Genomic DNA, 24,996 nt, shown 5'->3' with positions numbered 1-24,996 from the left:
ATAAAAACTGTTAAATGAAATACGCACTCGTTACAGGAGGTTCACGTGGCATTGGTCGTTCCATTGCCATTAAACTTGCCGAACAAGGATATAATATACTCATCAACTACAAGAGCAACGAAGCAGAAGCTTTGAATACGAAGAAGCTTGTAGAAGAGAAAAATGTTACCGGTGAACTGTTGAAGTTTGATGTTTCGAACAAAGAAGAAGTAGCCACTGCGTTGGGTGGATGGATGGAGAAGAATGCTGACAAGCAGATTGAAATCCTGGTGAATAATGCGGGTATACGTCAGGATACGTTGCTGATGTGGATGACCGATGAGCAGTGGGATGGTGTGTTGGGATCAAGTCTCGATGGTTTCTTCTATGTAACGCGACTGGTGGTAAACAGCATGTTGAAAAAGCGTTATGGCAGAATTGTAAACGTAGTTTCACTGTCGGGTATAAAAGGTATGCCGGGCCAGGTAAATTACTCGGCGGCGAAAGCCGGTGTGATCGGTGCGACCAAAGCACTGGCACAGGAAGTTGCCCGCAGAAACATAACCGTGAACGCTGTTGCACCTGGTTTTATCCGTACCGATATGACGCAGGATCTGAACGAACAGGAACTGAAAGCTCTTATACCGATGCAACGCTTTGGCGAACCAGAAGAAGTGGCTGAAGCAATTGTATTTCTTGCATCGCCTAAAGCATCCTATATCACGGGTACAGTACTCTCCATCAACGGAGGCCTTTATTCGTAGATAATTATCTAAAAAGGTACATCACTGCTAATCTTTGTAGCACTACATGGGTTAATGGTGACAATCAGGATTAAAAAAATTATTTTTGCGAAAATAAAACATTACCTGCCCCTTGCGGGAAGGTAAACATTTAAAAAAACCTTGACCTCTCTATGAATAGAGTTGTTATTACGGGCATCGGTATCTATTCCTGCATCGGCAAAGACCTGGCAGAAGTAACACAGTCACTTTATGAAGGTAAATCTGGTATATGGCTGGATCCTGCCAGAAAAGAAATGGGGTATCGATCAGGGCTCACGGGTAAGGTGGAGAAACCTTCTCTGAAAGGTGTGCTTGAGAGACGTGCGCGCATCATGTTGCCCGAGCAAGGTGAATATGCTTTCATGTCTACCACGGAAGCATTGAAGAACGCTGGTCTTGATCAGGACTATCTCGATCAACACGAGATCGGTATCATTTTCGGTAACGACAGTTCTGCTCAACCAGTGATAGAAGCAACGGATATCATCCGCGAGAAAAAAGATACAATGCTTATCGGATCAGGGTCTGTATTCCAGTCCCTGAACTCTACTGTAAATATGAACCTGGCCACCATCTTCCGGTTAAAGGGTATAAACTTTACTGTAAGTGCTGCGTGTGCCAGCGGTTCACATTCTATCGGGCTCGCAGCGATGTTCATCAAGAACGGTATGCAAGACTGCATTATCTGCGGAGGTGCACAAGAAACGAATAAATACTCCATGGGAAATTTTGATGCGCTTAGTGCATTCTCAATCCGTGAGAATAATCCCACGGCTGCATCAAGACCTTTTGATAAGAACCGCGATGGTTTAGTACCGAGCGGAGGTTCTGCAACAGTTATTCTTGAAAGCCTGGAATCTGCACAACGCAGAGGAGCTAAAATATTAGGAGAGGTGATTGGCTATGGTTTCTCATCAAACGGTGAGCACATCTCCAATCCTACTGTTCAAGGACCTGCACGCTCACTTCGCATCGCGATGAAAGATTCGGGTTTGAAGGCTTCTGAAATAGACTATATCAACGCACATGCTACCTCAACACCGGCCGGAGATGCAAGTGAAGCGAAAGCGATATTTGATGTGTTTGGAGATGTGAAGACACCGGTGAGTTCTACCAAATCAATGACTGGCCACGAATGCTGGATGGCCGGAGCAAGTGAAATTGTATACTCGTTGCTGATGATGGAAAATTCATTCATGGCTCCGAATATTAATTTCGAAACTCCTGACGAAGACTCTGCGCGCCTGAACATTATCACCAAGGCCCAGAATAAAAATATTGACGTATTTTTGTCTAATTCTTTCGGATTCGGAGGAACAAACTCGACCTTAATTGTTAAAAAGTGGAAGCAATAGCGATGAATCAAACAGCAATCATTGAAAAAATCAATGGGTTTTTAGTAGAAGAATTTGAGGTAGAGGCCGGCAAGATTGTTCCGGAAGCCAACCTGCGCGAGACGCTTGAGCTGGATAGCCTCGACTACATTGACCTGGTGGTGGTAATTGAAAGTAACTTCGGTTTTAAAGTAAAGCCGGAAGACTTCGTGAACATTGTTACGTTTCAGAACTTCTATGACTACGTGACTAGCCGCGTAGGAGAGAAAGTAACTTCATGATCCTATGCCGCGATGGCAAGGTAAATCGAAGGGTAACAAACTGGGTTATAGGATATTTGTCTATGTAATAAAGTACATGGGAGTGAAGCCCGCGTACTTTTTACTACGGTTTGTTGCAGGTTATTATTTTCTGGTCTCCTGGAGTTCATCAAAACACATCTATGCTTATTTCAGAACGAGGCTTAAGTACGGAAAGCTTTCCTCGCTGCTGAAGATATATAGTAACTACTACGTTTTTGGTCAGACGTTACTGGACAAGGTCATTGTTATGGCCGGCATAGAAAACAAGTTTACCTATAATTTTGATGGTGAAGAAAATCTCCGCGACATTGTGAAAGGTGGTCGCGGTGGTATATTACTCAGTGGCCACGTAGGCAACTGGGAGGCTGCCGGTCATTTATTAAAACGCCTTAACACGCGTGTTAACGTGGTGATGTTTGATGGCGAACATGAGCGCATCAAACAATATTTACAGGAAGTTACCGGTGGCCATAACTTCAACGTGATCGTTATCAAGAACGACATATCTCATGTATATGCCATAGGTCAGGCGTTGCAACGCAATGAATTGATCTGCCTGCATGCCGATCGTTTCCTCGAAGGCAACAAAACACAAGCACTGGATTTTCTTGGAGATAAAGCTTTGTTTCCGCTTGGTCCCTTTCAACTCGCGGCTGGCTTCAAAGTGCCGGTGTCTATTGTATTTGCGTTTAAAGAATCTCCTACACATTATCATTTTTTTGGCAGCGAGCTTTACGAGCGCAGGGATGACGAGCCCAAGCAGGAGTTTACCGATAAACTGATGAAGGCTTTTGTAGATGAGCTCGAGCAAAAAGTATTTCTATACCCGATACAGTGGTTTAATTATTATAACTTTTGGGAAAAATAGTGTCGGTTATACCGCACGTGTCACGTCAGAAAAGTAAACATCATGCTTGCAACGAAATCCAACATTACAAACTATATCCCGCAGCGCGAGCCGATTGTGATGATCCACAACCTGGTGGAGGTAAGCGATGCGCATGCTGTAACACAATTAGCCATCGAGCCGGATAATGTATTTGTAACGGCTGGATATTTTGCAGAACCCGGACTTGTGGAAAATATAGCACAGACGGCTGCGGTACATGTTGGGTATCAATGTCAACAAAAAAATATACCGGTACCGATCGGATATATAGCGGCTGTGAGAGATTTAAAGATCAATGCACTACCCCGCGAGAACTCAACGATAACAACATCCATTCGCATTGTTAACCAAGTGCTGGAACTAACCATAGCACAAGGTAAAGTTGAGCAGGATGGACAACTGTTGTGCTCTTGCGAAATGAGAATTTTTGCTAAAATTGAAACGCCTTAATTTTTCTATAGCATCCTAATGCTATAGTTGTATAATGCGTAAACTATATTCTTAAAACACTAACTATGAAACAACTCCAAACCCTCATCGTCCTCCTGTTTGTTGCTTCTATAGCAGTTGCTCAGGACCGCAGCGATGTATTCAAGGAAGATGCAAAAATTACCTGGCTTGGTCTAGACTTTTCGCAGGCAAAACTCATTGGTGATCGCGAGAAACTTGGTTCGGAATCGGACATCCGTCATTTGGTGGAAGCGTGGAATAATCTCATCGTTACAGAAGGAGAAAAGTTTGATATTGCTTTAGCCATCGAGAAAAAGAAGATCGATAAAAACATTCAGCCTACACTTGATAACAATGCATCGCTGGATGTATTGTCTATGCTCTCGAATGCTGAAAAAGATTATATACACCTGAACCGCGATGGTGTATCGTCAATCGTTTCATCGTACGACTTTAAAGGATTGTCCGGTATCGGTATGATGTTCAATGTGGAGAGCTTCAGCAAGTTGAATGAAGAGGCATCAGTTTGGGTAACATTTATCAAACTGGACACCAAGGAAGTTCTCTTTTCAGAACGAGTAACCGGAGAGCCAAGAGGATTTGGCATGCGCAATTTCTGGGGAGGAGCACTCTTCATGATTGTGGAGCGTATCAAGAAGAAAGAATACCCGATGTGGCGTAAGAAATACTATCGCCCGTAAGATCATCCGATAAAAAGTAAGATTCTGAAGGCACAAAGCTGAAAGTTTTCTCAAATAAGCTTTTAGCTTTGTGCTTTTGTTTTAATACCCCCAAAGCGTGCTGATTTACCGAACAGAAGTTATCGTGCGATTCAATGAGGCCGACCCGCTCGGCATTGTGTGGCATGGCCATTACCTCCGATATTTTGAAGATGGCCGTGAAGCATTCGGTATGAAATACGGAATTTCCTATCTCGATTTTTACAAGAACGGATTAGCAGTGCCTGTGGTTTCAGCGCAGTGCGACTATAAGAAACCGCTTCGATATGGTAACTCGGTTATTGTAGAATCTATATACGAGCCCACCAACGCAGCCAAACTGAAATTCAGTTACAACATGTACGAGTCGGTATCAAACGACCTTGTAGCTGTAGGCAGTACCATGCAGGTATTTGTTGATATCAAGAATTTTCAATTGCAACTCACCGTGCCTGAATTTTTTCAAGCCTGGAAAAAAAAGATGGAGGTATAATGGCGCGCGCAGTATGGTCAGTAGCAGATAGTATCGTTTCTCCGCTGGGTGCTACCAGCGAAGAGAACTACCATGCTATACGCCAGGGTATATCGGGAGTGAAGTCTGTTACCAACACTTCATGGAACGATAAACCTTTCATGGCATCGGCTATGGATACGCTGGTACCAACTGATGAGCGCACGCGTTTTGAAGAGATCAGTATAAAAGCAGTGGAAGCTGCGCTGAAGAAATTTACCCTACCGGCAGATAAAACAATTTTTATTCTGTCAACCACAAAGGGGAATATAGATCAACTCGATCATGAAAATCCCAATCATCCACGAATACATTTGCACGAAGTAGCGGAGTATCTCGGTGGTATATTTGGTTTTAAAAGAAATATAGTCGTGTCCAACGCCTGTATATCCGGAGTGCTGGCGCTAATTATAGCGAAACGCTTTCTGGAAAACGGGCAGTACGATCACGCAGTTATACTCGGAGCCGATGTGTTGAGTCGCTTTGTAGTATCCGGTTTTCAAAGTCTGCAGGCTATAAGTCCTGCGCATTGCAAACCGTTTGATGCCAATCGTACCGGTATAAATTTAGGTGAAGCTGCGGGCGTGATGGTTTTGTCAGCAGATCCGGCATCCTTGGGTATAACTCCAGTGATTCGTTTACTCGGCAGCGGTGTAAGCAACGATGCGAACCATATATCCGGTCCATCGCGCACGGGCGAAGAGTTGGCTTCCGCGATTAGTCATGCACTTCAGGCATCAGAACTTACTCCGGCAGATATAGACTTTGTATCAGCTCACGGAACAGCAACTATATATAACGATGAGATGGAAGCCAAGGCATTTAACTATGCCGGGTTGAGTACAATTCCACTCAATAGTCTGAAAGGATACTACGGCCATACACTGGGTGCAGCCGGTGTTATAGAAACGGTAATAACCATGTATGGTCTCTTGAAGAACGAATTGATACCCACACGTGGATTTGATACTTTTGGCGTTCCGAAAGAGATAAATGTTTGCAGTGCGTTTCAATCAAAACCACTGAGAAGAATTTTAAAAACTGCTTCCGGCTTTGGCGGATGCAATGCCGCACTAGTTGTGGAAAAAGTTAATCAATAAAACAGTTTATGAATTTTTTCGAAGAAGACAAACTCACAGCTCTACAGTCAATTGAAAAGGCACAATGGATAGCATTCGCTCCGGCCGTATTTCAAACAACCCGCGTACTTCGCGACACGGGTATACTGCAACTTATTCAACAACATGCTGACGGCCTGACACAGGAACAGGTTGTTGAAAAAACGAATGTGTCCAAATATGGTGTGCGCGTATTGATGGAAGCTGCGTTGGGTATAGGTTTACTCACTTGCAAAGATGGTATATATAAAGTAACGAAGACAGCAACCTTCATATTGAATGACAAGCTTACACAAGTGAACTTTGATTTCATGAATGATGTATGCTATCAGGGTTTATTTACGCTGGATAAAAGTATAGAGAACGGCAAGCCGGAAGGATTGAAAGTGTTTGGCGACTGGCCTACACTATACCGCGCGCTTGCACACTTCCCTCCGAAAGTAAGAGAGAGCTGGCTGGCCTTTGACCATTATTATTCTGATGCATCCTTTGCTGATGTATTACCAATCGTATTCAAGCATAAACCTAAATCATTACTGGATATAGGCGGTAACACCGGTAAATGGGCGCTGGAGTGTTTTCAGTACGATCCGGATGTAGTCGTTACTATTTTTGATTTGCCGGGCCAGGTAAATATGGCCAATAAAAATATTACAGCACGGGGCTTTGGCGATCGTATCCGTTTCCACGAAAGTGATATACTGGTTGAGTCACTGCCATTCCCGAAAGGCTTTGATGCTATATGGATGAGCCAGTTCCTTGACTGCTTCTCCGATGAGCAAATTATATCGATCCTGAAGCGATGCCGCCAGGCGTTGAATCCGGGCGGAAGTGTATATATACTCGAGCCGTTCTGGGATTGCCAGCGATTCCAGGTAGGAGCGTTCGCATTGCAGCAAACATCTATATACTTCACGGCTATGGCCAACGGTAACAGCCAGATGTACCACTCGGATATATTCAAAGGCTTTATCAAAGAAGCAGGTTTTGAAGTAGCTGAACAAAAAGATATGCTGGGAGTTGGTAACACCCTGCTGGTGTGCAAGCCGGTATAATAAAGCGCTCTATAGCTATATATATAGTCATACGAAAAGAATCAGATACATAGAGAATAGAAAGTCCCACTAGAACTGTAGCAATGAAAGAGAAAATTGACGTTTTGGTAATCGGAGCGGGCCCTGCTGGTAGCATCGCAGCTTCTATCATTCACAAAGCCGGATTCACTGTGCGGGTTGTTGAACGTGAAAAGTTCCCACGCTTTGTTATTGGCGAAAGTTTATTGCCGCGTTGTATGGAAGTATTGGATGATGCAGGTTTACTGGAAGCAGTAAAAGCGAAGAACTTCCAGCAAAAGTTTGGTGCTAAATTTCTGAAGGAAGAAAATGTATCAGACTTCAATTTCAGCGATCAGTTTTCAAAAGGATGGAATTGGACATGGCAGGTGCAACGTGCCGAGTTCGATCTTACCCTTGCTACAGAAGTACAGCGCAAAGGCGTACAGGTTGATTTTGAGACAACGGTTACAGCGATCGAATTCTTTGAAGACGAAAGTTCAGTTACCACCGTGCAACGTCTCGATGGATCAACTGAAGAAATAGCGGCACGTTTCATCATCGATGCCAGCGGATACGGTCGTGTTATACCGCGGTTGTTCAACCTGGATAAACCATCCAACCTGGATCCGCGCAAAGCGGTATTCGCACACGTACACGATGTGCACCGCGATAACTTTGATGAGCCGAACCGTATCATCGCGATTATGTATGCTCCCGGTTTCTGGACCTGGATTATACCATTCTCGAATGGCGTAACGTCTCTTGGTTTTGTAGGGGGCTTCGATTACTTCAACAATATACCGGGCGATCTTTCTGCGCAATACAAAGCGTGCATCGAAGGACATCCATATCTGAAGAAGCGTTTTGGTGATGTGAAATGGGTATGGGACGAACCACGCAAACTCGAAGCATGGTCTGCCACAACGGATAAGTTCTACGGAAAAGGATTTGTGTTAACGGGTAACGTTACCGAGTTCCTCGATCCGATCTTCTCATCAGGCGTAATGTTTGCTACGGTGTCAAGCCATCTGGCAAGTAAGCAGGTGGTGCGCAAACTGAAAGGCGAATCTGTCGATTGGGACAAAGACTATACAAAAGTAGTACAGCAAGGTGTAGATGTATTCCGCACGTATGTAATGGCCTGGTATGACGGAACACTGGAGAAAGTATTCTTCTCTAAAAATCCGGATCCGCTTATCAAGAGTCAGATATGCTCTGTACTCGCAGGGTATGTGTGGGATCAGACCAACCCGTATGTAAGCGATCACAGCAACTCGCTCAAGCGCCTGGTAAAACTGATCGATGTAAACGAGCGCATGGCTCGTAACTAAGTATACATATGTTTATTTCGGCCACCAGTAAAATTCGTAAGCAGGCTATTTATCACCAGGGCACGTTGGCATTTGAAAATACGTCCGTATCCCTGGATGATTTTCTGACAGGCGCTTACGATTACCTGTCACCGGAGTATCCTAAATTTTATAAAATGGATCGGCTCGCAAAGCTCGGCTTTCTGGCAACAGAAGTGCTGCTTCGCGATGCATCGATAAAGCAATACGCTCCCGAAGCGGTGTCGCTGGTGCTGTCCAATGCACACGCAAGTCTCGATACCGATGTGCGGTATCATGAAGCTGCCAAAACATCTTCAAGTCCTGCGTTGTTTGTATATACACTGCCCAACATCGTATCAGGCGAGATTTGCATCAGGCATAAAATTAAAGGTGAGAATACGTTCTTTGTATCGCCTTCCTTTGATGCCGGACTGCTCGAAGCGTATGTAAACCAGGTGATGCAACAGCCATCGGTACAGGCCTGTATAGCGGGCTGGATCGATGTAATGGACAGTCACCACGATGTTTTCTTATATTTGATAGAGAAAGAAAAACGGGGAATAGCGTTGCCCCACACAGCAGAAGAATTAACAAAATTATACCGGTAGTAACTATGGAACAGTTGATGGCAGATCTGAAAAAACAGATCATTGAAGCTTTGAATTTGAAACACCTGAAGCCAGAAAATATAGGCGATGATCAGCCTTTGTTTGGTGACGGATTAGGCCTGGATTCTATTGATGCGCTGGAGCTCATCGTTCTGTTGCAACAGAACTATAAGGTAAAGATCGATAATCCACAGGATGGACCTTCGATCTTTCGCTCAGTAAAATCCATCGCGGAGTATATCCGTGCGAATCAAACTGCCTGATTATTTTGAAAGGCACGATACATGTTGCTGGTCTTGGTGTAATAACCTCCATTGGAAATGGTGTGGAGGAGTGCATGCATTCTTTTCGGCAACATACTTCCGGTATAGGTGATATTACGTTGTTCGATTCGGTGCACCGTGGCGTACTGCCTGTAGGTGAAGTAAAGGCCACGAACGAAGCACTCGCAAAGAAGTTAGGGTTGCGAGAGTATACCAGTCGTACAGCATTGCTGGCTTTGCAGGCTGCGCGCGAAGCAGTAGCACATGCTGGCATCGATCTTAAAAAGTGGCGAACCGGTTTGATCTCTGCCACTACCGTAGGCGGTATGGATCGAACGGAGAATTTCTTTCCGGCATTTCACCAGGATCACAGCAAGGGAAAACTGCACGATGTGGTAAATCACGAGTGCGGAAGATCAACCGAGATTGTTGCTGATGATCTGGGTATACATCATTTCATTTCTACGATCAACACCGCATGCTCTTCATCGGTAAATGCTATAGCATTGGGGTCGCGACTCATCAACCACGGTATATTGGATGTAGTGGTAGCCGGTGGAACGGATGCACTTTCTAAATTTACCCTCAACGGTTTCAACAGTCTCATGATCCTGGACAAAGAACCTTGCAGACCATTCGATGCTACACGCAAAGGTCTCAACCTGGGCGAAGGTGCCGGGTTCGTGGTCATTGTTTCCGATCGTGTTCTTGAGCAAGAGAAAAAAAAATCGCTCGCAACAGTAGCCGGCTACGGTAACACCAATGATGCTTACCACCAGACAGCATCATCTCCGGAAGGAAGAGGCTCGTATGCTGCCATGCAAAAAGCATTGGCCATGAGCGGGCTTTCAGTAACAGATATAGACTATATTAACCTGCATGGCACCGGTACATTGAACAACGATGTTTCGGAAGGTACAGCTGTAAAACGATTCTTTGGCGATCAGCTTCCGCGCATGAGTTCTACCAAAGCATTTACCGGGCATACCCTGGGAGCAAGCGGAGGTATAGAAGCGGTGTTCTCCGTATTAGCGATCATGCATCAGTGCGTGTTTCCCAACCTGCGCTTCGAAACCATGATGCCCGAAGTTGATATTATACCACAACAGAAATTTGAGCAGACAGCGGTTAATCATGTTATGAGCAATTCCTTTGGCTTTGGCGGGAACTGTTCATCCATCATTTTCTCGAAGTAGCGCTGCGTATACTATATACCTATATATCGAATGGCTAATATTTTCATTACAGGCATGGGTACTATATCGCCACAGAAAACGTGGGGCGATGCACCGTTGTTATCGGAAGTGACCGAACATAACTCGGAGCGCCTTGCTTGTGTTGAGCCCGACTACACCCAGTGGTTTGATCCGCGCCAGTTACGCAGAATGAGCCGCGTATTGAAGATGGGTGTGGCAGCCGGATCGATGGCGTTGAAAGAAGCTAACATTGCGGTGCCGGATGCTATCATTACCGGAACCGGATATGGTTGTCTTGAAGACACTGGTATATTTCTCACCAAGATGGTGGAGAACAACGAAGAAGCTCTCAATCCGACACCGTTTATACAATCCACGCACAATACCATTGGTTCGCTCATTGCGCTGATGTTGCAGTGCCAGGGGTATAACCAGACCTATACACAAGGTGCGTTCTCATTCGAGAATTCATTGCTTGATGCATTGATGATGTTGAAAGATGAACCGGCACTGAAAGTATTGGTAGGCGGTGTTGATGAGATCACAGACCTCAGTCATACCATCCAGAAACGCTTCGGTATATTTCGTCAGCAACCGGAGTCGAACCTGAACCTGTTCACTACGGGTAAAGGTGCCGTGAATGGAGAAGGCGCAACATACTTTGTGCTGTCAGGAGAAAACACAAGCGACAGCGCGGTTGGTGTTGAAGCCGTAGCCACGTTTTACAAAGCGGATGAACAAACCCTGAAGCAGGGTTTAGACAATTTGCTTCGCGATGCAAATCTCAAGGTCAGCGATATAGATTTTGTTTTACTGGGCACCAGCGGTGATGCCGGTATAGATAAAACATTACTGGACTATACAGTAAAGATGTTCCCTGAAAGTTCTACCGGTGTATTCAAACACCTGAGTGGAGAACATCCGGTGGCGTCTTCTTTTGCATTTTGGCTTGCCGCGAAAATGATACAGGAGCAGACTATTCCTTCCATTGTCATGCTGCATGACACAGGTCGCAAGCCGAAGAACGTGCTGATCTTTAACCAGTATTTTGGTACACACCACTCATTCATTCTGCTGAAGTCATGTCGCGCTTCTGGATAGTCAATATTGTCTTCCTGGTTTTATTGATCGTCCTGCTCGTGTTGGATGCCAACTATAGTATATCTGCCTGGTGGTATGTTGCACTTATAGCACCGCTCATCGCTCTTCATACATTCGGTTCCATCTATTTATCCATGCAATTCTTTATCCCGGCAAAATGCCAGGGTAAACCACAGCAGGCTATAGCCATTACATTTGATGACGGACCGATTGCCGGCATGACCGAAAAGATACTGGCTATATTGGATAAGCATAAAGTAAAGGCATCATTCTTTTGCATAGGTCACCGTATAGCGCGCGAGCCTGAGCTTGCGAAACGCTTACACGATGAAGGACATCTGATCGGCAATCACACCTACTGGCACAAAGCCACATTTGATTTGCAGTCTGGCGGTAGTATAGCCCGGGAGTTGGCCGATACGGACAAAGCCATTGTAAAAGCCGTTGGCGTTAAACCGAAATTTTTCAGACCACCCTATGGCGTTACCAACCCGATGGTGGCTAAAGGTATTCGCAGTGGCGATTATACGGTTATCGGCTGGAGTGTGCGCTCGTTCGATACGGTTATAAAAGATCGGGCAAAACTCTTCAACCGCGTTACCCGATCGCTGAAAGGTGGCGATATTGTTTTATTTCACGATTACAGCGAAAGCACTCACGATATCCTCGATGACTTTCTGAATCACGTTTCCAAACTTGGTTTAAAAGTTGTAAGAGTAGATGAGTTGTTAAACGAGAAGGCTTATGTTTAGAAATTTCATACAGAATAAAGGCATTGTGGCGAAATATACCCTGCTGTTGATCGCTGGTCTCACGGTGGCGTTGCAGGTGTCTGCACAATATGCGGGCTATAAATCAGTCAACGATCTGGCGGCATTCAAAAAGCAGTTCGCTACACAGTCTGCCAAGGTTCAATCCATCACCAGCGACTTTGTGCAGCAGAAAGAATTACTGGCGCTTACCGAAACGATTACATCGTCTGGTAAGTTCTGGTTCAAGCGCAGCAACCGCGTTCGTATAGACTATACTAAACCCTTTACCTACCGCATGGTAATGAATGGAGACAAGATGCTGGTGAAAGATGATCAGAAAGAAAGCCGCATCAATGTAAAATCAAACAAGCTGTTTCAGCAGGTAAACAAGATCATGATCGATTGTGTGCAGGGAACTATACTGGACAGTAAAGATTTTACAACACGTGTTTTTGAAAATGATAAAACGTATCTGCTGGAAATGACACCGGTGTCCAAAACACTGAAAGAGTTTTTTCAGACGATCGTGTTGAATGTAGAGAAGAAAGATTACTCGGTGAAGTCGATCGATATGAACGAACCATCAGGTGATAAAACCACCATAACGTTTTCCAACAAAGTGCTGAATGCACAGGTAGCCGATGAAGTTTTTGCATTATAGTATACTGTTGTTGCTGGTGGCAGCGTGTGCGTCAGACTATAAAGCGCGCAAGGCTGTGGCTCCCGATTCAGTTTGTACTGAAAAGATTAAACCGGTGGGTATAAAAACAGCGTGGTATACTACACATATTGATGTTATCGGTAAACATATCAGCGGATTACTGCTGGTGAAACAAATGCCCGACTCTTCGAAACGAGTTGTGTTTACCAATGAAGCCGGTGTTACGTTTCTGGATTTTGAATTTCGTGCTGACGGATCTTTCCAGGTAAAGCAGGTGATCAAACAACTGGATCGAAAAGCGGTTATACAATTACTGCAGAAAGACTTTGAGTTGATGTTGGGTATTCCGTTCCGCAAGGGAGTTTATGAGTCGTGGCAAATGAATGATGAGCGCTACTTTGGTGTACCTCAAAAAAAGGAAACGGCCTATTTCATTACCGGTGCAGATTGTGCTTCTTTGCGAAGAATAGAGCTCGGATCGAAACGCAAAAAGAAAGTAACGGTTGAAATGTGGGGCGATAATCTGACAACTCCGGACTCTGTAAAAGTAAAGCACTATACTTTCAACATGGTGATTGGTTTGAAAAAAATTGAACGCTGAAATGTTACTGGATAATTTCTATAGCATCGTAAAAAAAGAATTCACTCCGGCAGGAGGCAGCGCTGTTATTGCCATTGATGCTGAGCATAAAATCCTGAAAGGTCATTTCCCGGGGCAGCCTGTAGTGCCAGGAGTTTGTATGATGCAGATCGTACGCGAGCTTACCGAGTTGGCGATCAACAAGAAGTTGAAGATTGTGGAAGGTGATAATCTTAAATTCCTTTCCATTATCGATCCGCGACAAAACCGCGAAGTAGAGGTAACACTAACCAGCAAGGAAGAAGGCGACAGCTATATAGTAAATGCTACACTCTTTGCAGGTGCGGTTACATTTTTTAAATTCAAGGGAACACTCCAGACCGTATGATGAACGAAGCATTTGAACAGCATAAGGTTTGTGTTCTTATACCCACCTATAACAATAACCAGACATTAGAAAATGTACTGCAGGATGTAATGCGTTTCACTACGCACATCATTGTAGTAAATGATGGCTCTACGGATAACACGGCAGATATACTTGCTAAATATCCATCCATACGAACAGTACAGTATGCTAACAACCAGGGTAAGGGCCACGCGCTTCGCCTGGGTTTTAAGAAAGCCGTTGAGTATGGATATGATTATGCGATTACCATAGATTCAGACGGACAACATTTTGCGGAAGACCTGCCTAAATTTTTAGAGAAGCTCAGGCAGCATCCGAAGGCGATCATTATGGGTGCGCGCAATATGGATCAGGCAAGTGTACCGGGGAAGAGCAGCTTTGGACATAAGTTCTCGAACTTCTGGTTCAAGGTAGAAACCGGTGTGCAGATGGGCGATACTCAAAGTGGCTACAGACTATATCCGGTTAAACTGTTGCAGAATTTCAGATTCATGACGAAGAAATTTGAATTTGAAATCGAAGTAATGGTACGTGCAGTCTGGAGTGGTATAGAAATTACTGAAGTACCCGTGCGCGTGTTCTATGCCGAGAAGGGTAAACGTATTTCGCATTTCAGGCCGTTCAAGGATTTTACACGCATTAGTATTTTGAATACCGTGCTGGTTACGATGGCATTGCTATACTATAAACCCCGTGATTTTTTCCGGAGCATTAAAAAAAAAATTTAAGACAGATAATTCGCGAGCAGATCTTCAATCCGGAAGAGTCTGATGCTGTAAAGGCAAGTTCGGTGGGCTTCGGTATATTTATGGGCATTGTGCCACTGTGGGGATTTCAGCTTGCCATAGCCATTGCGTTGTCTATCGTATTTCGACTTAACAAAGCGCTGGTCATTATTGCAGCCAACATCAGTATACCACCCATGATTCCGCTGATCCTTTTTCTGAGTCACCGCACCGGGGCAATCTGGATGGGCGACCAGGCTAAAATGATCTCCTTTACCGATGGTATTACGCTGGAGGTGGTGCATAATAATTTTATACAATATGTGGTGGGAGGTACAACTCTTTCCATTCTGGCCGGGCTGGGTTTTGGACTGGTAACATTTATACTCCTGAAGATTTTCAGGAAACGATAAACGAATATATACCGGAAGAAGGTATAGCGATATGGAGCAGATATTTTTAGCCATCTATAATTTTTTCAAAGAGCGTAAAAAGGTCTTCTGGATTTTCTTTGTATTTACGCTGGCGCTGATCGGCTGGAGTGCATCGCGTATCGAACTAGAAGAAGATATCACCAAATTCTTCCCGGACGATGCACGTGTTGAAAAGCTGAACTATATATTCCGCAACTCCAAATTTGTAGAGCGCGTGGTGGTGATGGTCTCTATGAAAGACAGTACCTCGCAACCACAGCCTGATAGTCTGGTAGTATTGGCCGACTCGCTGGTAGCGCGCATGGAACGCGATCTGCAGCCGTATGTAAAGAAAATTACGGCACAGGTAAATGACGAAAAGGTTATGGAAGTCTTCAGCTCCGTGCAGCAATCATTGCCGATATACCTGGACGAGAAAGACTATATAGTACTCGATTCAATTACCCGACCCGAAGTTGCCCGCGAAGTTTTACAGCGTAACTATCAGCAGCTGATTTCGCCTTCCGGTATAGTAACCAAACGCATCATTGTTCAGGACCCGCTCGGCTTTTCATTCCTGGCGCTGAAGAAATTGCAACAGCTTCAATACGATGAGAACTTTGAATTGTACGATAACTATATCATCACCAAAGATCATCGCCATATACTTTTCTTTTTGCAACCTGCGTATCCTCCGGCAGAGACCAAGCATAATTCTGAATTTGTTGATGCGCTGAATACGATAGTGACAGAGACAACTGCAGGACATGAAGAACTGATGGCTTCATATTTTGGGGCTTCGGTCGTGGCGGTAGGCAATGCCAAGCAACTGCGCAGCGACACTATCATTACACTCAGCATCATGATGGTTTTGCTGATGGTGGTAATTCTGGGTTTCTTCCGCAAGAAGCGCGTGCCGTTACTGATGATGGTGCCGGTAATTTTCGGGGCGTTCTTCTCATTGGGTTGTATAGCATTTCTACAGGGAACATTGTCTATTCTCGCGCTGGCGGTAGGAGCGATCGTGCTGGGTATAGCAGTAAATTACTCATTGCATTATCTCACGATTCTGAAACATGAGCATTCTGCCAAACATGTTATTCAGGAATTAGCAAAGCCGCTTACGATAGGAAGTACAACTACCGTATTGGCGTTTCTGTGTCTTCAGTTCACCAATGCTACTGTATTGGGAGATATAGGTTTATTTGCCGGATTGAGTTTAGTCGGAGCTGCATTGTGCTCATTAATCTTCTTACCACACTTGGTGCGTGAAGATTTGTTTGTAAACCAGAAAACCGATAGCAAACTTGAACGCCTCACAGCATTGTCATTCGAGTCGAATAAATACCTGGTATATGGTATACTGATCCTGACACCCGTGTTCTTCTACTTCGCAGGCAGTGTAAAGTTCAATTCGGACATGAGTAAGCTTAACTTCATGAACGAAAAAACGCAACAGGCGCAAACCCGTTTAGAGACCATCAGCAAGTCATCGCTCACTGCAGTATACATCGTATCAGACGGAAGCACACTTGAGAAAGCACTGCGAAGCAACGAGCAGGCTATGCCGGTCTTGGACAAGCTGAAAGCTACTGGTCTTGTAACAAAAGTATCATCCGTATCATCGTTCATGATCTCGGATTCGTTGCAGCAGGTTCGCATCGAACGCTGGAATTCTTTTTGGGATGCAAAGCGCAGAGAAGACGTTCAGAAAGTTGTACGCGGAGAAGGAGAGAAACTGCACTTTTCTCCGCGTGTGTTATCAAACTTTGATACACTGATCACGCGTAAATTTCTGCCCTTACCTTCGGGTGAAGCCAATCCGCTGCGCACCGCTTTCTTTGACGATTTCATTATCGAAAAAGATGGTCTGGCTACAGTTATTACATTAGCCAACGTAAAGCCTGAGAATAAGCCTGTAGTATATCAGCAATTGGAAAAGACACCTGCGCACGGTGTTGATCGCCAGATGATGACGAACCTGTTTGTGGAGTATATACACAGCGATTTCAATTTCATTGTAACCTTTACTTCTATACTGGTGTTTATGGCGCTGCTCATTTCATACGGGCGCATAGAGCTTACGTTGATCACATTTGTGCCCATGCTGATCACGTGGATCTGGATACTGGGTATTATGGCACTGGTTGGTATAGAGTTCAACATCATCAACGTGATGATCTCCACTTTCATCTTTGGTTTGGGCGATGACTACTCCATCTTTACCATGGATGGTTTACAACAAGAATATCAAACCGGTAAGAAGGTGCTGGGTACAATACGCACATCCATATTTCTTTCTGCCATCACTACGATCTGCGGTCTCGGTGTACTTATTTTTGCCAAGCATCCAGCTTTGCGATCCATCGCAGCAATTTCGATCATTGGTATAGTATGCGTGTTCATTATGGCACAAACCATTATGCCGTTCCTGTTCCGTATGCTCATCACTAACAGAACGAGCAAAGGATTTACACCGGTTACATTGTTCAGCTTCTTCAGAACATTGGTTACCTATACATTTTTTGTAGGCGGTGCCATACTGCTTACCATCGTAGGGTTTGTTCTTAAACTTATCCCGGTAGGCAAGCAACGCATCAAGATTATATACCATTCCATGCTGCGAGCGTGTGCCTGGTTTGTGATCTATGTAGAGCCGAATGTGAAAAAACGAATTATAGGCATAACACCTGAGACGTTCTCACGCCCAAGCGTGATCATTGCCAATCATGCTTCTTTCCTGGATATACTTTTAACCGTAATGCTGCATCCTAAATTGATTCTGCTTACCAATCAATGGGTGTGGGACTCGCCCGTGTTTGGCGGTGTCGTTCGACTCGCGGACTACTACCCGGTAAGCGAGGGTGCCGAAGACAGTGTTGAACGATTGAGACATCGTGTAGAAGAAGGTTACTCTATCGTAGTGTTTCCCGAAGGATCACGTTCGCCCGATGGAAAGATCAAGCGCTTTCACAAAGGAGCATTTTACCTGGCAGAAACGTTTAATATACCAGTTCGTCCGTTGTTGATACATGGCGCAGCGGATGCTATACCGAAAGGAAGTTTTATACTGAACGAAGGACAGCTCACGCTGAAGTTTCTGCCTCCTATAGAACCGAATGATACACGCTATGGCGACAAGTATGCGCAGCGCACTAAAGAGATAAGCCGGTATTTTAAAGCAGAGTATAAAACACTCGCCCAGGAAATTGAGACAAACGACTATTTCGCCAAGAGGCTTATCACAAACTATATCTACAAAGGGCCGGTACTCGAATGGTATATGCGTGTAAAACTCCGACTGGAGAAGAACTATGCACCTTTCGAAAAACTGGTTCCGAAAAAAGCATCTATACTCGACCTTGGTTGTGGTTACGGATTTCTGAGCTATATGCTTCAATTCCTTTCGGAAGAACGCACCATTACCGGTGTTGATTACGATGAGCAAAAAATAGCCACTGCCAACAACGGTTATCTGAAATCAGAGCGCCTGCAGTTTTTTCACGGTGATGCCACTACGTTCCCGGTGGAAGGGTATGATGTTATTATCATCAGCGATGTGCTGCATTACCTGACCGTAGAAGCGCAGGATGCTTTATTGGTAACATGTTTCCGTGCGCTCAATGCCGGAGGCATGCTTATTCTGCGCGATGGAAATGCCGATCTGCAGGAGCGACACAAGGGAACCAGGCTTACCGAGTTTTTTTCCATCAAGGTGCTCGGGTTCAATAAATCTCAAAACGAACTGAATTTCATTTCAGGTAAGAAAATAAGGCATTTAGCAGGGGAATACGGTATGAAAGTGGAAGAGGTGGATGATACAAAGTATACTTCCAATGTTATTTTTGTGATTCGGAAAAACGCGTAGAAAATATTCAGCGCAGAATAAAAGTCAGTATTTGTAATCGACCCAAATAGAAATGCAAGAGTACGATGTAGTTATTATTGGAAGCGGTTTAGGCGGTTTGGCCTGCGGCACCATTCTGGCCAAAGAAGGCTATAATGTTTGTGTGCTTGAAAAGAACAAGCAGATAGGAGGTATGCTCCAGACCTTTGCCCGCGATAAAGTTATATTCGATACCGGTGTGCATTATGTTGGCGGTCTTAGTGAAGGACAGAACCTCTACCAGTTTTTCAAATACTTCGGTATTATGGACAAACTGAAACTGCGCAAGATGGATGAAGACTTTGTGGATGGTTTGATATTCGGAGACGATCCTACAGTATATAAATACGCGCAAGGCTATGACAACTTCATACGCCAGATGCTGGAATATTTTCCGGATGAAGAGCCGGCTATTCGTAAGTATTGCGAAACCATTCAGGACATCTGTAAAAATTTTCCACTTTACAACGTACAGGCTGGTTCCTATACCGATTCAGCGAAAGCCTACCAGACCGATACACAGGAGTTTCTCGAATCATTAACAACCAATAAAAAGCTACAGACTGTTTTAGCAGGCACCAACCTGCTATATGCCGGTGATGCTTATAAAACTCCATTGTTCGTTCACGCATTGATTGTGAACCACTATGTTGAAAGCTCCTGGAAATTTGTAGACGGAGGTTCGCAGATAGCCCGCTTGCTGGCGAGAGAAATTACATCGCGTGGCGGTAAAGTTATCAAGCACGTAAAGATCGTGAAGCTGAAAGAAGAAGATCGTAAGATCACGTATGCTGAAGCCGAGAACGGCGACCGCTACTACGCAAAGACCTTCATTTCAAATGTGCACCCGTTGAAAACCGTGGAGATGACCGAGACGCAAATGATCAAGAATGCCTATCGTTCGCGGTTGAAAAGTCTGGAGAGTACTATATCGGTGTTCTATGCGAACGTGGTGATGAAGAAAGATTCCTTCAAGTATATCAACAGCAATTATTATTATTTCGCGGAGGAGAATGCGTGGTGTGGCGATAAGTACACCGAGAGCACATGGCCGCGCGGGTATGCGTTGTTCTTCACACCTTCATCACGTTCACCAGAGCATGCAGAAGGTATTACGGTGATGTCGTATATGCGCATGGAAGATGTTAAGCAGTGGGAGGCAACCTTCAACACAGTGTCGCACGAAGCGGATCGTGGCGCAGACTACGAAGTTTTCAAGCGCGAGAAGGCTGAAAAACTTTTTGACATGGTGGAGAAGCATTTTCCTGGTTTTAAAGAAAATATCAAATCCTATACATGCGCAACACCACTTTCTGCCCGCGATTATATTGGAACAGATGATGGCTCACTGTACGGCTATGCCAAGGATTACCGCGAGCCGTTGAAGACGTTTATAGCGCCTCAAACCAAAATTCCGAATCTGCTGTTGACAGGACAAAACATCAATATGCACGGTGTACTCGGAGTAACGATCAGCGCAATTATGACATGCTCTAGTCTTTTAGGACTTGATTATCTGATTCAAAAAGTGAGAGATGCTCAGAAAGCTAGCTAAGATCGCCGCCTGGATAGTGGCCATATTGATCGTATTGATCGTGATACTTCTGGTTTATGTACGAAGTGTTGCCACGGTTGACCCTCCGGTGCCGGCTTCACTCGCTATACTCGATGCAAAAGTAGAGCAGCCTGATTCCGGGTTATATACCATTGGCAACAACTGGTTTCGTAAAAGCGAAAGCGGTTTGTACGAACTATATGTAGAAGGAACTCCCTTCGAGCGTGGCGTGGTAAATGGTAAGCTTACGCATGAACTGGTGCAATACCAGGAAGAAGTATTTACCGGGCAGCTTCATCGACTGGTGCCCTCTTCGTTTTACCTGAATATACTCAAGTATTTTGTCGGATGGTTTAACCGCGATCTGGACAAACATATATCGGAAGAGTATAAACAGGAGATCTATGGAATATCGCAGGTGGCTTCTCATGATTTTGATGATATAGCGACTCCGTATCAACGTATACTCAACTATCACGCAGCACATGATATAGGCCATGCGTTGCAGAATATGTCGCTGGTAGGATGTACAGCCTTTGCTACATGGGGCTCTCACTCGGAAGACAGCACACTCATCATCGGTCGTAATTTTGATTTTTATGTAGGCGATGATTTTGCCCGCGACAAGATCATGGCATTCTATAGTCCTGATAAAGGCTATAAATTCATGATGGTAACATTTGGAGGAATGACCGGTGTACTGTCGGGGATGAATGCTGAAGGACTTACGGTAACAATCAACGCAGCGAAATCTGATGTACCTTCGGCATCAGCAACACCGGTTTCATTGGTGGCGCGCGAAATACTGCAGTATGCATCTACCATTAAAGAAGCGTATGCTATAGCCGAGAAGCACAAGATGTTTGTAGCGGAATCATTCCTCATTGGTTCTGCGAAAGACGGCAAGGCAGCACTCATTGAAAAAACTCCGGAAGGTATAGATTTCTACGAAGCACCGGGCGATCAGCTTGTGAGTACGAATCATTTTCAGGGGAAGACATTAGGACAAACTGAACTCAATCGCGAACACATGCGCACCAGTGCATCACCTTATCGCTATCAGCGTGTAGAAGAACTGTTGCAACAGAACGGAAAGAACTCGGTGGTGAAGACTGCATCTATACTACGCAATCAAAAAGGATTGGGCGGAGCAGATATAGGCATGGGGAACGAAAAACTGGTTAATCAGTTGGTGGCGCACCATGGTATAATTTTTCAACCGGAGAAGCGATTGGTATGGATCTCAACAGCACCGTGGCAACTGGGTAAATTTGTTTGTTACGATTTGAATAAGGTCTTTGCCAGGAAGATGACGAAGAATGAAGAGGTATATGAAACTACCTTGACCATTCCTGCGGATACATTCCTGACCATGAAAGACTATACGCGTTATACCAAATTTCATCCGTATCGTTTTCCGTTCAACCCGAGAACCGATATACAACCGGATAGTCTGATAGCGTGGAATCCGAACTCGTACCATGCCTATATGCTGGCAGGTGACTACTGCCTCGACCATGGGCAATACAATAAAGCCGTTGAAATCTATAGGCTGGGATTGACCAAAGAAATTGCTACGTTGCAGGAGAAAGAGCATATGGAGAAGAATCTGAAAAAAGCAGAAGAGAAACTGAAATGATTCTGGGCACGGGCATCGATATTATTGAAGTTGATCGTGTTGCTGAACGCGTAGCCCGGAAGAATGGCTTTACCGAGAAGGTTTTTTCTCCTGCTGAAATATCATTCTGTGAATCGATGTCCAACAAAGGACAACACTATGCAGTGCGCTTTGCTGCCAAGGAAGCATTTCTGAAAGCAACAGGAAAGGGTTTACTGGCCGGACATGATTTGTGTGAAGTTGAAATTGTAAGTGATGAACTGGGCAAACCGGGAATCAGGCTGCATGGTAATTTTTACGAACAGGCCATTCAAAACAATTGGAATAAAATACATGTATCACTCTCGCACCTGAAAGACATGGCGTGCGCAGTAGTTATTATCGAGCAATGAAACACACACCGGAAATAGAGTTCAAGCCAGCGGCAGCCATCAGAAGTTTTCAGGAAGATAAACTGAAGGAACTGCTGGTATACCTGCAAAAGTATTCTCTTTTTTATCAGCGACATTTCGCAAATCATAGTATAGATATAGCGTCTATAAAAACTCTGGAAGATCTGCAGCGCATTCCACCTACTACGAAAGATGATCTTCAGCAGAACAACTGGGATTTCTTAGCCGCTTCGAAAAGCGACATCGTAGAGTTTGCCAGTACCTCGGGTACATTGGGTAAACCGGTAACACTTGCCCTTACTGATAACGATCTTCATCGCCTCGCATATAACGAATGTATATCATTTGCCTGCGCAGATGGTACACCTGATGATCTGTACCAATTGATGTTAACACTCGATCGCCAGTTTATGGCGGGTATAGCATACTATGAAGGTATACGCAAGCTCGGAGCAGGACTCGTGCGGGTAGGCCCCGGGTTGCCCGCCATGCAGTGGGAAACTATCGAGCGATTAAAACCAACAGCACTCGTAGCGGTACCATCGTTCATTGTAAAGCTGATTGAGTATGCGCGGCAGAATGGTATAGATCCCAACAAGAGCTCTGTAAAAAAAGCTATTTGTATAGGGGAGGGGCTGCGCACCGGTGCATTCGACCTGAATATCATCGGACAGAAAATCAAGGACGCCTGGAATATAGATCTGTATAGCACGTATGCTTCGTCTGAAATGCAAACGGCCTTTACAGAATGTAAGCAGGGCATAGGCGGACATCACCATCCAGAGTTATTAATAGTAGAGGTATTAGACGACAACGGTAAACCGGTGCCAGCCGGAGAGCCGGGAGAAGTTACCATTACTACACTGGGTGTTGAAGGTATGCCTTTGCTGCGTTATAAAACCGGAGATATAGCGGTAGCCTATACCGAACCGTGTGCATGTGGAAGAACAACACTTCGTCTCGGACCTGTACTGGGGCGCAAGCAGCAACTTATCAAGTTAAAGGGAACCACTATTTACCCTCCCGGTATATTTGAGTTGCTGAATGAAATGTCATCCATTCGTGATTATGTCGTGGAGGCTTCTACAGGAGAACTTGGTACCGATGAATTGAAACTTCACCTGCTGGTAAGTGAAGAGATGAAAGATGATATCAAGAAACGTTTGTCTACTATATTTCAATCGCGCCTGCGCGTTGTACCGGAGATATACTTTGCCAGTGCCCAGGAGCTGGAGAAGCTTCAGTTCGGCAAAATGGATCGCAAGATCCGGAAGTTTATCGATAACCGTAACTTCTGATATATAAGTTGTAAGTCACAGTATATATATACCCGGTTATATACTGCCCTGAAATAAGAAAAGGTGCCTCCCCACCTGGGAGCCACCTTAACTCTACTCTAACCTACCTGTCTGAGCAATTTTAACCTAACCTATTACTTTTTCGAGCTCATCAATTTTAGTCTGAGCTTCGGTTTTACCGAGCGATAAAGACAGCTTGTATAATTCAAGAGCTTCACGCTGGGTTTCTTTTTTCTTCTTTGGAGCAAACTTGGTTCGGGAAGCCGCAGTTTCAAGAGCAGCAGCCTGAGCGTAGTACATGTCAGCCTGAGTTTTGTTTGCCTGTGCGTTGATTTCAACAACCTTGTTCTCAAGGTTCGCTACATCCTGCTCGCGCATTTTGATCACGCCTTCTCTTTCAGTCAAAGTAGAATCGCGTTGGCTTACAGTCATAGCGAGTTGCTGATTTTCAGAGCGCATTTTTTCAACTTCCTGTTGCAGTGAAGCAATCTGTTGTGTGCTTACTTCAAGGTCGTTTTTCAGACGCTTGATCGTAGCGTTGTAACCAGCAGATGCATTCTTGGAAGTCTTAACTGACTTTTCAAGTTCAGCGATTTTTGCTTCGGTGTCTCTTATGTGACGGTTAATAGCCGAAAGGCGGCTTTTATAGTCCTTGTAAGAAGTACCTTCCACAACATCGGTGCGCAGTAATTGACGACTTGCATCGATGGAGTCGATCAGAGAGCCTACTTCTTCCAAAGTAGCCGCAGTTTGCTGACTCATTTGTAATTCAGTACGCAGTGAGTCCACTTGCGCGCGGAGTTGTTCTTTTTCTTTGGTGCCACAACTCCAAAGCATACCTATAACGGGTAGTGCAAATACTATTCTTTTGATCATAGCCATATTGTTTATGTTCTGCCAAAGCCTTCTTCAAACTTTTGTACAACTTTGGCGGCCAGTTCCAAAACGAGGGATAAACCGTTATTTATGGCGATTGATTCAGTTTTATAGCTTTAAACGGATATAGAGGGAAATACGTGAGTTTCGCAACGTTGTGTAAATGTTACTCACATTGGGGAGAATTCTG

At 44.6% G+C, this 24,996-nt stretch carries 26 protein-coding genes; 25 read left to right on the top strand and 1 reads right to left on the bottom strand.

Annotated elements, in window-relative coordinates:
- Positions 1-14 precede the first annotated feature (14 nt).
- From fabG to ACFQ21_RS06225, 25 genes are all read left to right on the top strand, one after another.
- Positions 15-743 (top strand): 3-oxoacyl-ACP reductase FabG, encoded by a 729-nt coding sequence (fabG, locus tag ACFQ21_RS06345; protein WP_377576417.1) that lies wholly within the window; start codon positions 15-17, stop codon positions 741-743.
- Positions 744-895: 152 nt separating this feature from the next.
- Positions 896-2,119 (top strand): beta-ketoacyl-[acyl-carrier-protein] synthase family protein, encoded by a 1,224-nt coding sequence (locus ACFQ21_RS06340; RefSeq protein WP_377576414.1) that lies wholly within the window; start codon positions 896-898, stop codon positions 2,117-2,119.
- A gap of 2 nt (positions 2,120-2,121) precedes the next feature.
- Positions 2,122-2,379, top strand: coding sequence for an acyl carrier protein (locus ACFQ21_RS06335; RefSeq protein ID WP_377576411.1), 258 nt, complete (start codon positions 2,122-2,124; stop codon positions 2,377-2,379).
- Between the two features lie 4 nt (positions 2,380-2,383).
- A complete protein-coding gene (locus ACFQ21_RS06330) occupies positions 2,384-3,268 on the top strand; it encodes an LpxL/LpxP family acyltransferase (protein WP_377576408.1) in 885 nt (294 codons plus the stop codon).
- 42 nt (positions 3,269-3,310) lie between these two features.
- Positions 3,311-3,739 carry a 3-hydroxyacyl-ACP dehydratase gene (locus tag ACFQ21_RS06325; RefSeq protein ID WP_377576405.1) on the top strand — a complete coding sequence of 143 codons (429 nt, stop codon included), beginning with the start codon at positions 3,311-3,313 and terminating at the stop codon, positions 3,737-3,739.
- 65 nt (positions 3,740-3,804) lie between these two features.
- The gene (locus tag ACFQ21_RS06320; RefSeq protein ID WP_377576403.1) at positions 3,805-4,440 is read left to right on the top strand and encodes a hypothetical protein; all 636 of its coding nucleotides are present in this window, start codon (positions 3,805-3,807) and stop codon (positions 4,438-4,440) included.
- 97 nt (positions 4,441-4,537) lie between these two features.
- Positions 4,538-4,951, top strand: a complete 414-nt coding sequence (locus tag ACFQ21_RS06315) for an acyl-CoA thioesterase (RefSeq protein WP_377576400.1) — start codon at positions 4,538-4,540, stop codon at positions 4,949-4,951.
- Positions 4,951-6,069, top strand: coding sequence for a beta-ketoacyl synthase N-terminal-like domain-containing protein (locus tag ACFQ21_RS06310; protein ID WP_377576397.1), 1,119 nt, complete (start codon positions 4,951-4,953; stop codon positions 6,067-6,069). The genes ACFQ21_RS06315 and ACFQ21_RS06310 overlap by 1 nt, the downstream gene beginning before the upstream one ends.
- An 8-nt stretch (positions 6,070-6,077) precedes the next feature.
- On the top strand, positions 6,078-7,142 hold the full coding sequence (locus tag ACFQ21_RS06305) for a methyltransferase (protein WP_377576394.1): 1,065 nt from the start codon (positions 6,078-6,080) through the stop codon (positions 7,140-7,142).
- 83 nt (positions 7,143-7,225) lie between these two features.
- Positions 7,226-8,473 carry an NAD(P)/FAD-dependent oxidoreductase gene (locus ACFQ21_RS06300; protein WP_377576391.1) on the top strand — a complete coding sequence of 416 codons (1,248 nt, stop codon included), beginning with the start codon at positions 7,226-7,228 and terminating at the stop codon, positions 8,471-8,473.
- A gap of 8 nt (positions 8,474-8,481) precedes the next feature.
- On the top strand, positions 8,482-9,081 hold the full coding sequence (locus ACFQ21_RS06295) for a hypothetical protein (protein WP_377576388.1): 600 nt from the start codon (positions 8,482-8,484) through the stop codon (positions 9,079-9,081).
- 5 nt (positions 9,082-9,086) lie between these two features.
- A complete protein-coding gene (locus ACFQ21_RS06290) occupies positions 9,087-9,344 on the top strand; it encodes a phosphopantetheine-binding protein (protein ID WP_377576385.1) in 258 nt (85 codons plus the stop codon).
- Between the two features lie 5 nt (positions 9,345-9,349).
- Entirely contained in the window at positions 9,350-10,540 is a 1,191-nt protein-coding gene (locus tag ACFQ21_RS06285; protein WP_377576383.1) for a beta-ketoacyl-[acyl-carrier-protein] synthase family protein, read from the top strand.
- A gap of 30 nt (positions 10,541-10,570) precedes the next feature.
- Complete coding sequence (locus tag ACFQ21_RS06280; protein ID WP_377576381.1) at positions 10,571-11,641, top strand: beta-ketoacyl synthase N-terminal-like domain-containing protein; 1,071 nt, start codon at positions 10,571-10,573, stop codon at positions 11,639-11,641.
- Positions 11,623-12,393 carry a polysaccharide deacetylase family protein gene (locus tag ACFQ21_RS06275; RefSeq protein ID WP_377576378.1) on the top strand — a complete coding sequence of 257 codons (771 nt, stop codon included), beginning with the start codon at positions 11,623-11,625 and terminating at the stop codon, positions 12,391-12,393. The genes ACFQ21_RS06280 and ACFQ21_RS06275 overlap by 19 nt, the downstream gene beginning before the upstream one ends.
- Positions 12,386-13,054 carry a LolA family protein gene (locus tag ACFQ21_RS06270; RefSeq protein WP_377576375.1) on the top strand — a complete coding sequence of 223 codons (669 nt, stop codon included), beginning with the start codon at positions 12,386-12,388 and terminating at the stop codon, positions 13,052-13,054. Before ACFQ21_RS06275 ends, ACFQ21_RS06270 begins: the two co-directional genes overlap by 8 nt.
- Positions 13,035-13,655, top strand: coding sequence for a hypothetical protein (locus ACFQ21_RS06265; protein ID WP_377576373.1), 621 nt, complete (start codon positions 13,035-13,037; stop codon positions 13,653-13,655). Before ACFQ21_RS06270 ends, ACFQ21_RS06265 begins: the two co-directional genes overlap by 20 nt.
- A 1-nt stretch (position 13,656) precedes the next feature.
- Complete coding sequence (locus ACFQ21_RS06260; protein ID WP_377576371.1) at positions 13,657-14,022, top strand: 3-hydroxyacyl-ACP dehydratase; 366 nt, start codon at positions 13,657-13,659, stop codon at positions 14,020-14,022.
- The gene (locus tag ACFQ21_RS06255) at positions 14,019-14,771 is read left to right on the top strand and encodes a glycosyltransferase family 2 protein (RefSeq protein WP_377576369.1); all 753 of its coding nucleotides are present in this window, start codon (positions 14,019-14,021) and stop codon (positions 14,769-14,771) included. Before ACFQ21_RS06260 ends, ACFQ21_RS06255 begins: the two co-directional genes overlap by 4 nt.
- 80 nt (positions 14,772-14,851) lie before the next feature.
- Positions 14,852-15,181, top strand: coding sequence for a DUF2062 domain-containing protein (locus ACFQ21_RS06250; protein WP_377576367.1), 330 nt, complete (start codon positions 14,852-14,854; stop codon positions 15,179-15,181).
- Between the two features lie 31 nt (positions 15,182-15,212).
- Complete coding sequence (locus ACFQ21_RS06245) at positions 15,213-19,049, top strand: 1-acyl-sn-glycerol-3-phosphate acyltransferase (protein ID WP_377576364.1); 3,837 nt, start codon at positions 15,213-15,215, stop codon at positions 19,047-19,049.
- A 52-nt stretch (positions 19,050-19,101) separates the two neighbouring features.
- A complete protein-coding gene (locus ACFQ21_RS06240; protein ID WP_377576362.1) occupies positions 19,102-20,622 on the top strand; it encodes a phytoene desaturase family protein in 1,521 nt (506 codons plus the stop codon).
- Complete coding sequence (locus ACFQ21_RS06235; protein ID WP_377576359.1) at positions 20,603-22,261, top strand: C45 family autoproteolytic acyltransferase/hydolase; 1,659 nt, start codon at positions 20,603-20,605, stop codon at positions 22,259-22,261. The genes ACFQ21_RS06240 and ACFQ21_RS06235 overlap by 20 nt, the downstream gene beginning before the upstream one ends.
- Positions 22,258-22,632 carry a holo-ACP synthase gene (gene acpS / locus ACFQ21_RS06230; protein ID WP_377576356.1) on the top strand — a complete coding sequence of 125 codons (375 nt, stop codon included), beginning with the start codon at positions 22,258-22,260 and terminating at the stop codon, positions 22,630-22,632. Before ACFQ21_RS06235 ends, acpS begins: the two co-directional genes overlap by 4 nt.
- Complete coding sequence (locus ACFQ21_RS06225; RefSeq protein WP_377576353.1) at positions 22,629-23,930, top strand: phenylacetate--CoA ligase family protein; 1,302 nt, start codon at positions 22,629-22,631, stop codon at positions 23,928-23,930. Before acpS ends, ACFQ21_RS06225 begins: the two co-directional genes overlap by 4 nt.
- 126 nt (positions 23,931-24,056) lie before the next feature.
- Here ACFQ21_RS06225 and ACFQ21_RS06220 read toward each other — a convergent pair whose 3' ends face one another.
- Entirely contained in the window at positions 24,057-24,806 is a 750-nt protein-coding gene (locus ACFQ21_RS06220; RefSeq protein ID WP_377576350.1) for a hypothetical protein, read from the bottom strand.
- Positions 24,807-24,996 lie beyond the last annotated feature (190 nt).

Source organism: Ohtaekwangia kribbensis, from assembly GCF_042676245.1.
Lineage (GTDB): Bacteria > Bacteroidota > Bacteroidia > Cytophagales > Cyclobacteriaceae > Ohtaekwangia > Ohtaekwangia kribbensis.
Note: the sequence above shows the minus strand (reverse complement) of the source record. Positions and strands in the feature narration are given on the sequence as shown.

Bases quoted from the DNA above. Each gene is read 5' to 3' on its own strand.
- ACFQ21_RS06270 (WP_377576375.1), top strand. From the start codon at position 12,386: ATGTTTAGAAATTTCATACAGAATAAAGGCATTGTGGCGAAATATACC.
- fabG (WP_377576417.1), top strand. From the start codon at position 15: ATGAAATACGCACTCGTTACAGGAGGTTCACGTGGCATTGGTCGTTCC.
- ACFQ21_RS06300 (WP_377576391.1), top strand. From the start codon at position 7,226: ATGAAAGAGAAAATTGACGTTTTGGTAATCGGAGCGGGCCCTGCTGGT.
- ACFQ21_RS06235 (WP_377576359.1), top strand. From the start codon at position 20,603: ATGCTCAGAAAGCTAGCTAAGATCGCCGCCTGGATAGTGGCCATATTG.
- ACFQ21_RS06265 (WP_377576373.1), top strand. From the start codon at position 13,035: ATGAAGTTTTTGCATTATAGTATACTGTTGTTGCTGGTGGCAGCGTGT.
- ACFQ21_RS06310 (WP_377576397.1), top strand. From the start codon at position 4,951: ATGGCGCGCGCAGTATGGTCAGTAGCAGATAGTATCGTTTCTCCGCTG.
- ACFQ21_RS06240 (WP_377576362.1), top strand. From the start codon at position 19,102: ATGCAAGAGTACGATGTAGTTATTATTGGAAGCGGTTTAGGCGGTTTG.
- ACFQ21_RS06225 (WP_377576353.1), top strand. From the start codon at position 22,629: ATGAAACACACACCGGAAATAGAGTTCAAGCCAGCGGCAGCCATCAGA.
- acpS (WP_377576356.1), top strand. From the start codon at position 22,258: ATGATTCTGGGCACGGGCATCGATATTATTGAAGTTGATCGTGTTGCT.
- ACFQ21_RS06325 (WP_377576405.1), top strand. From the start codon at position 3,311: ATGCTTGCAACGAAATCCAACATTACAAACTATATCCCGCAGCGCGAG.
- ACFQ21_RS06220 (WP_377576350.1), bottom strand. From the start codon at position 24,806: ATGATCAAAAGAATAGTATTTGCACTACCCGTTATAGGTATGCTTTGG.
- ACFQ21_RS06275 (WP_377576378.1), top strand. From the start codon at position 11,623: ATGTCGCGCTTCTGGATAGTCAATATTGTCTTCCTGGTTTTATTGATC.
- ACFQ21_RS06335 (WP_377576411.1), top strand. From the start codon at position 2,122: ATGAATCAAACAGCAATCATTGAAAAAATCAATGGGTTTTTAGTAGAA.
- ACFQ21_RS06250 (WP_377576367.1), top strand. From the start codon at position 14,852: ATGGGCATTGTGCCACTGTGGGGATTTCAGCTTGCCATAGCCATTGCG.
- ACFQ21_RS06320 (WP_377576403.1), top strand. From the start codon at position 3,805: ATGAAACAACTCCAAACCCTCATCGTCCTCCTGTTTGTTGCTTCTATA.
- ACFQ21_RS06305 (WP_377576394.1), top strand. From the start codon at position 6,078: ATGAATTTTTTCGAAGAAGACAAACTCACAGCTCTACAGTCAATTGAA.
- ACFQ21_RS06340 (WP_377576414.1), top strand. From the start codon at position 896: ATGAATAGAGTTGTTATTACGGGCATCGGTATCTATTCCTGCATCGGC.
- ACFQ21_RS06280 (WP_377576381.1), top strand. From the start codon at position 10,571: ATGGCTAATATTTTCATTACAGGCATGGGTACTATATCGCCACAGAAA.
- ACFQ21_RS06330 (WP_377576408.1), top strand. From the start codon at position 2,384: ATGCCGCGATGGCAAGGTAAATCGAAGGGTAACAAACTGGGTTATAGG.
- ACFQ21_RS06290 (WP_377576385.1), top strand. From the start codon at position 9,087: ATGGAACAGTTGATGGCAGATCTGAAAAAACAGATCATTGAAGCTTTG.
- ACFQ21_RS06245 (WP_377576364.1), top strand. From the start codon at position 15,213: ATGGAGCAGATATTTTTAGCCATCTATAATTTTTTCAAAGAGCGTAAA.
- ACFQ21_RS06255 (WP_377576369.1), top strand. From the start codon at position 14,019: ATGATGAACGAAGCATTTGAACAGCATAAGGTTTGTGTTCTTATACCC.
- ACFQ21_RS06295 (WP_377576388.1), top strand. From the start codon at position 8,482: ATGTTTATTTCGGCCACCAGTAAAATTCGTAAGCAGGCTATTTATCAC.
- ACFQ21_RS06260 (WP_377576371.1), top strand. From the start codon at position 13,657: ATGTTACTGGATAATTTCTATAGCATCGTAAAAAAAGAATTCACTCCG.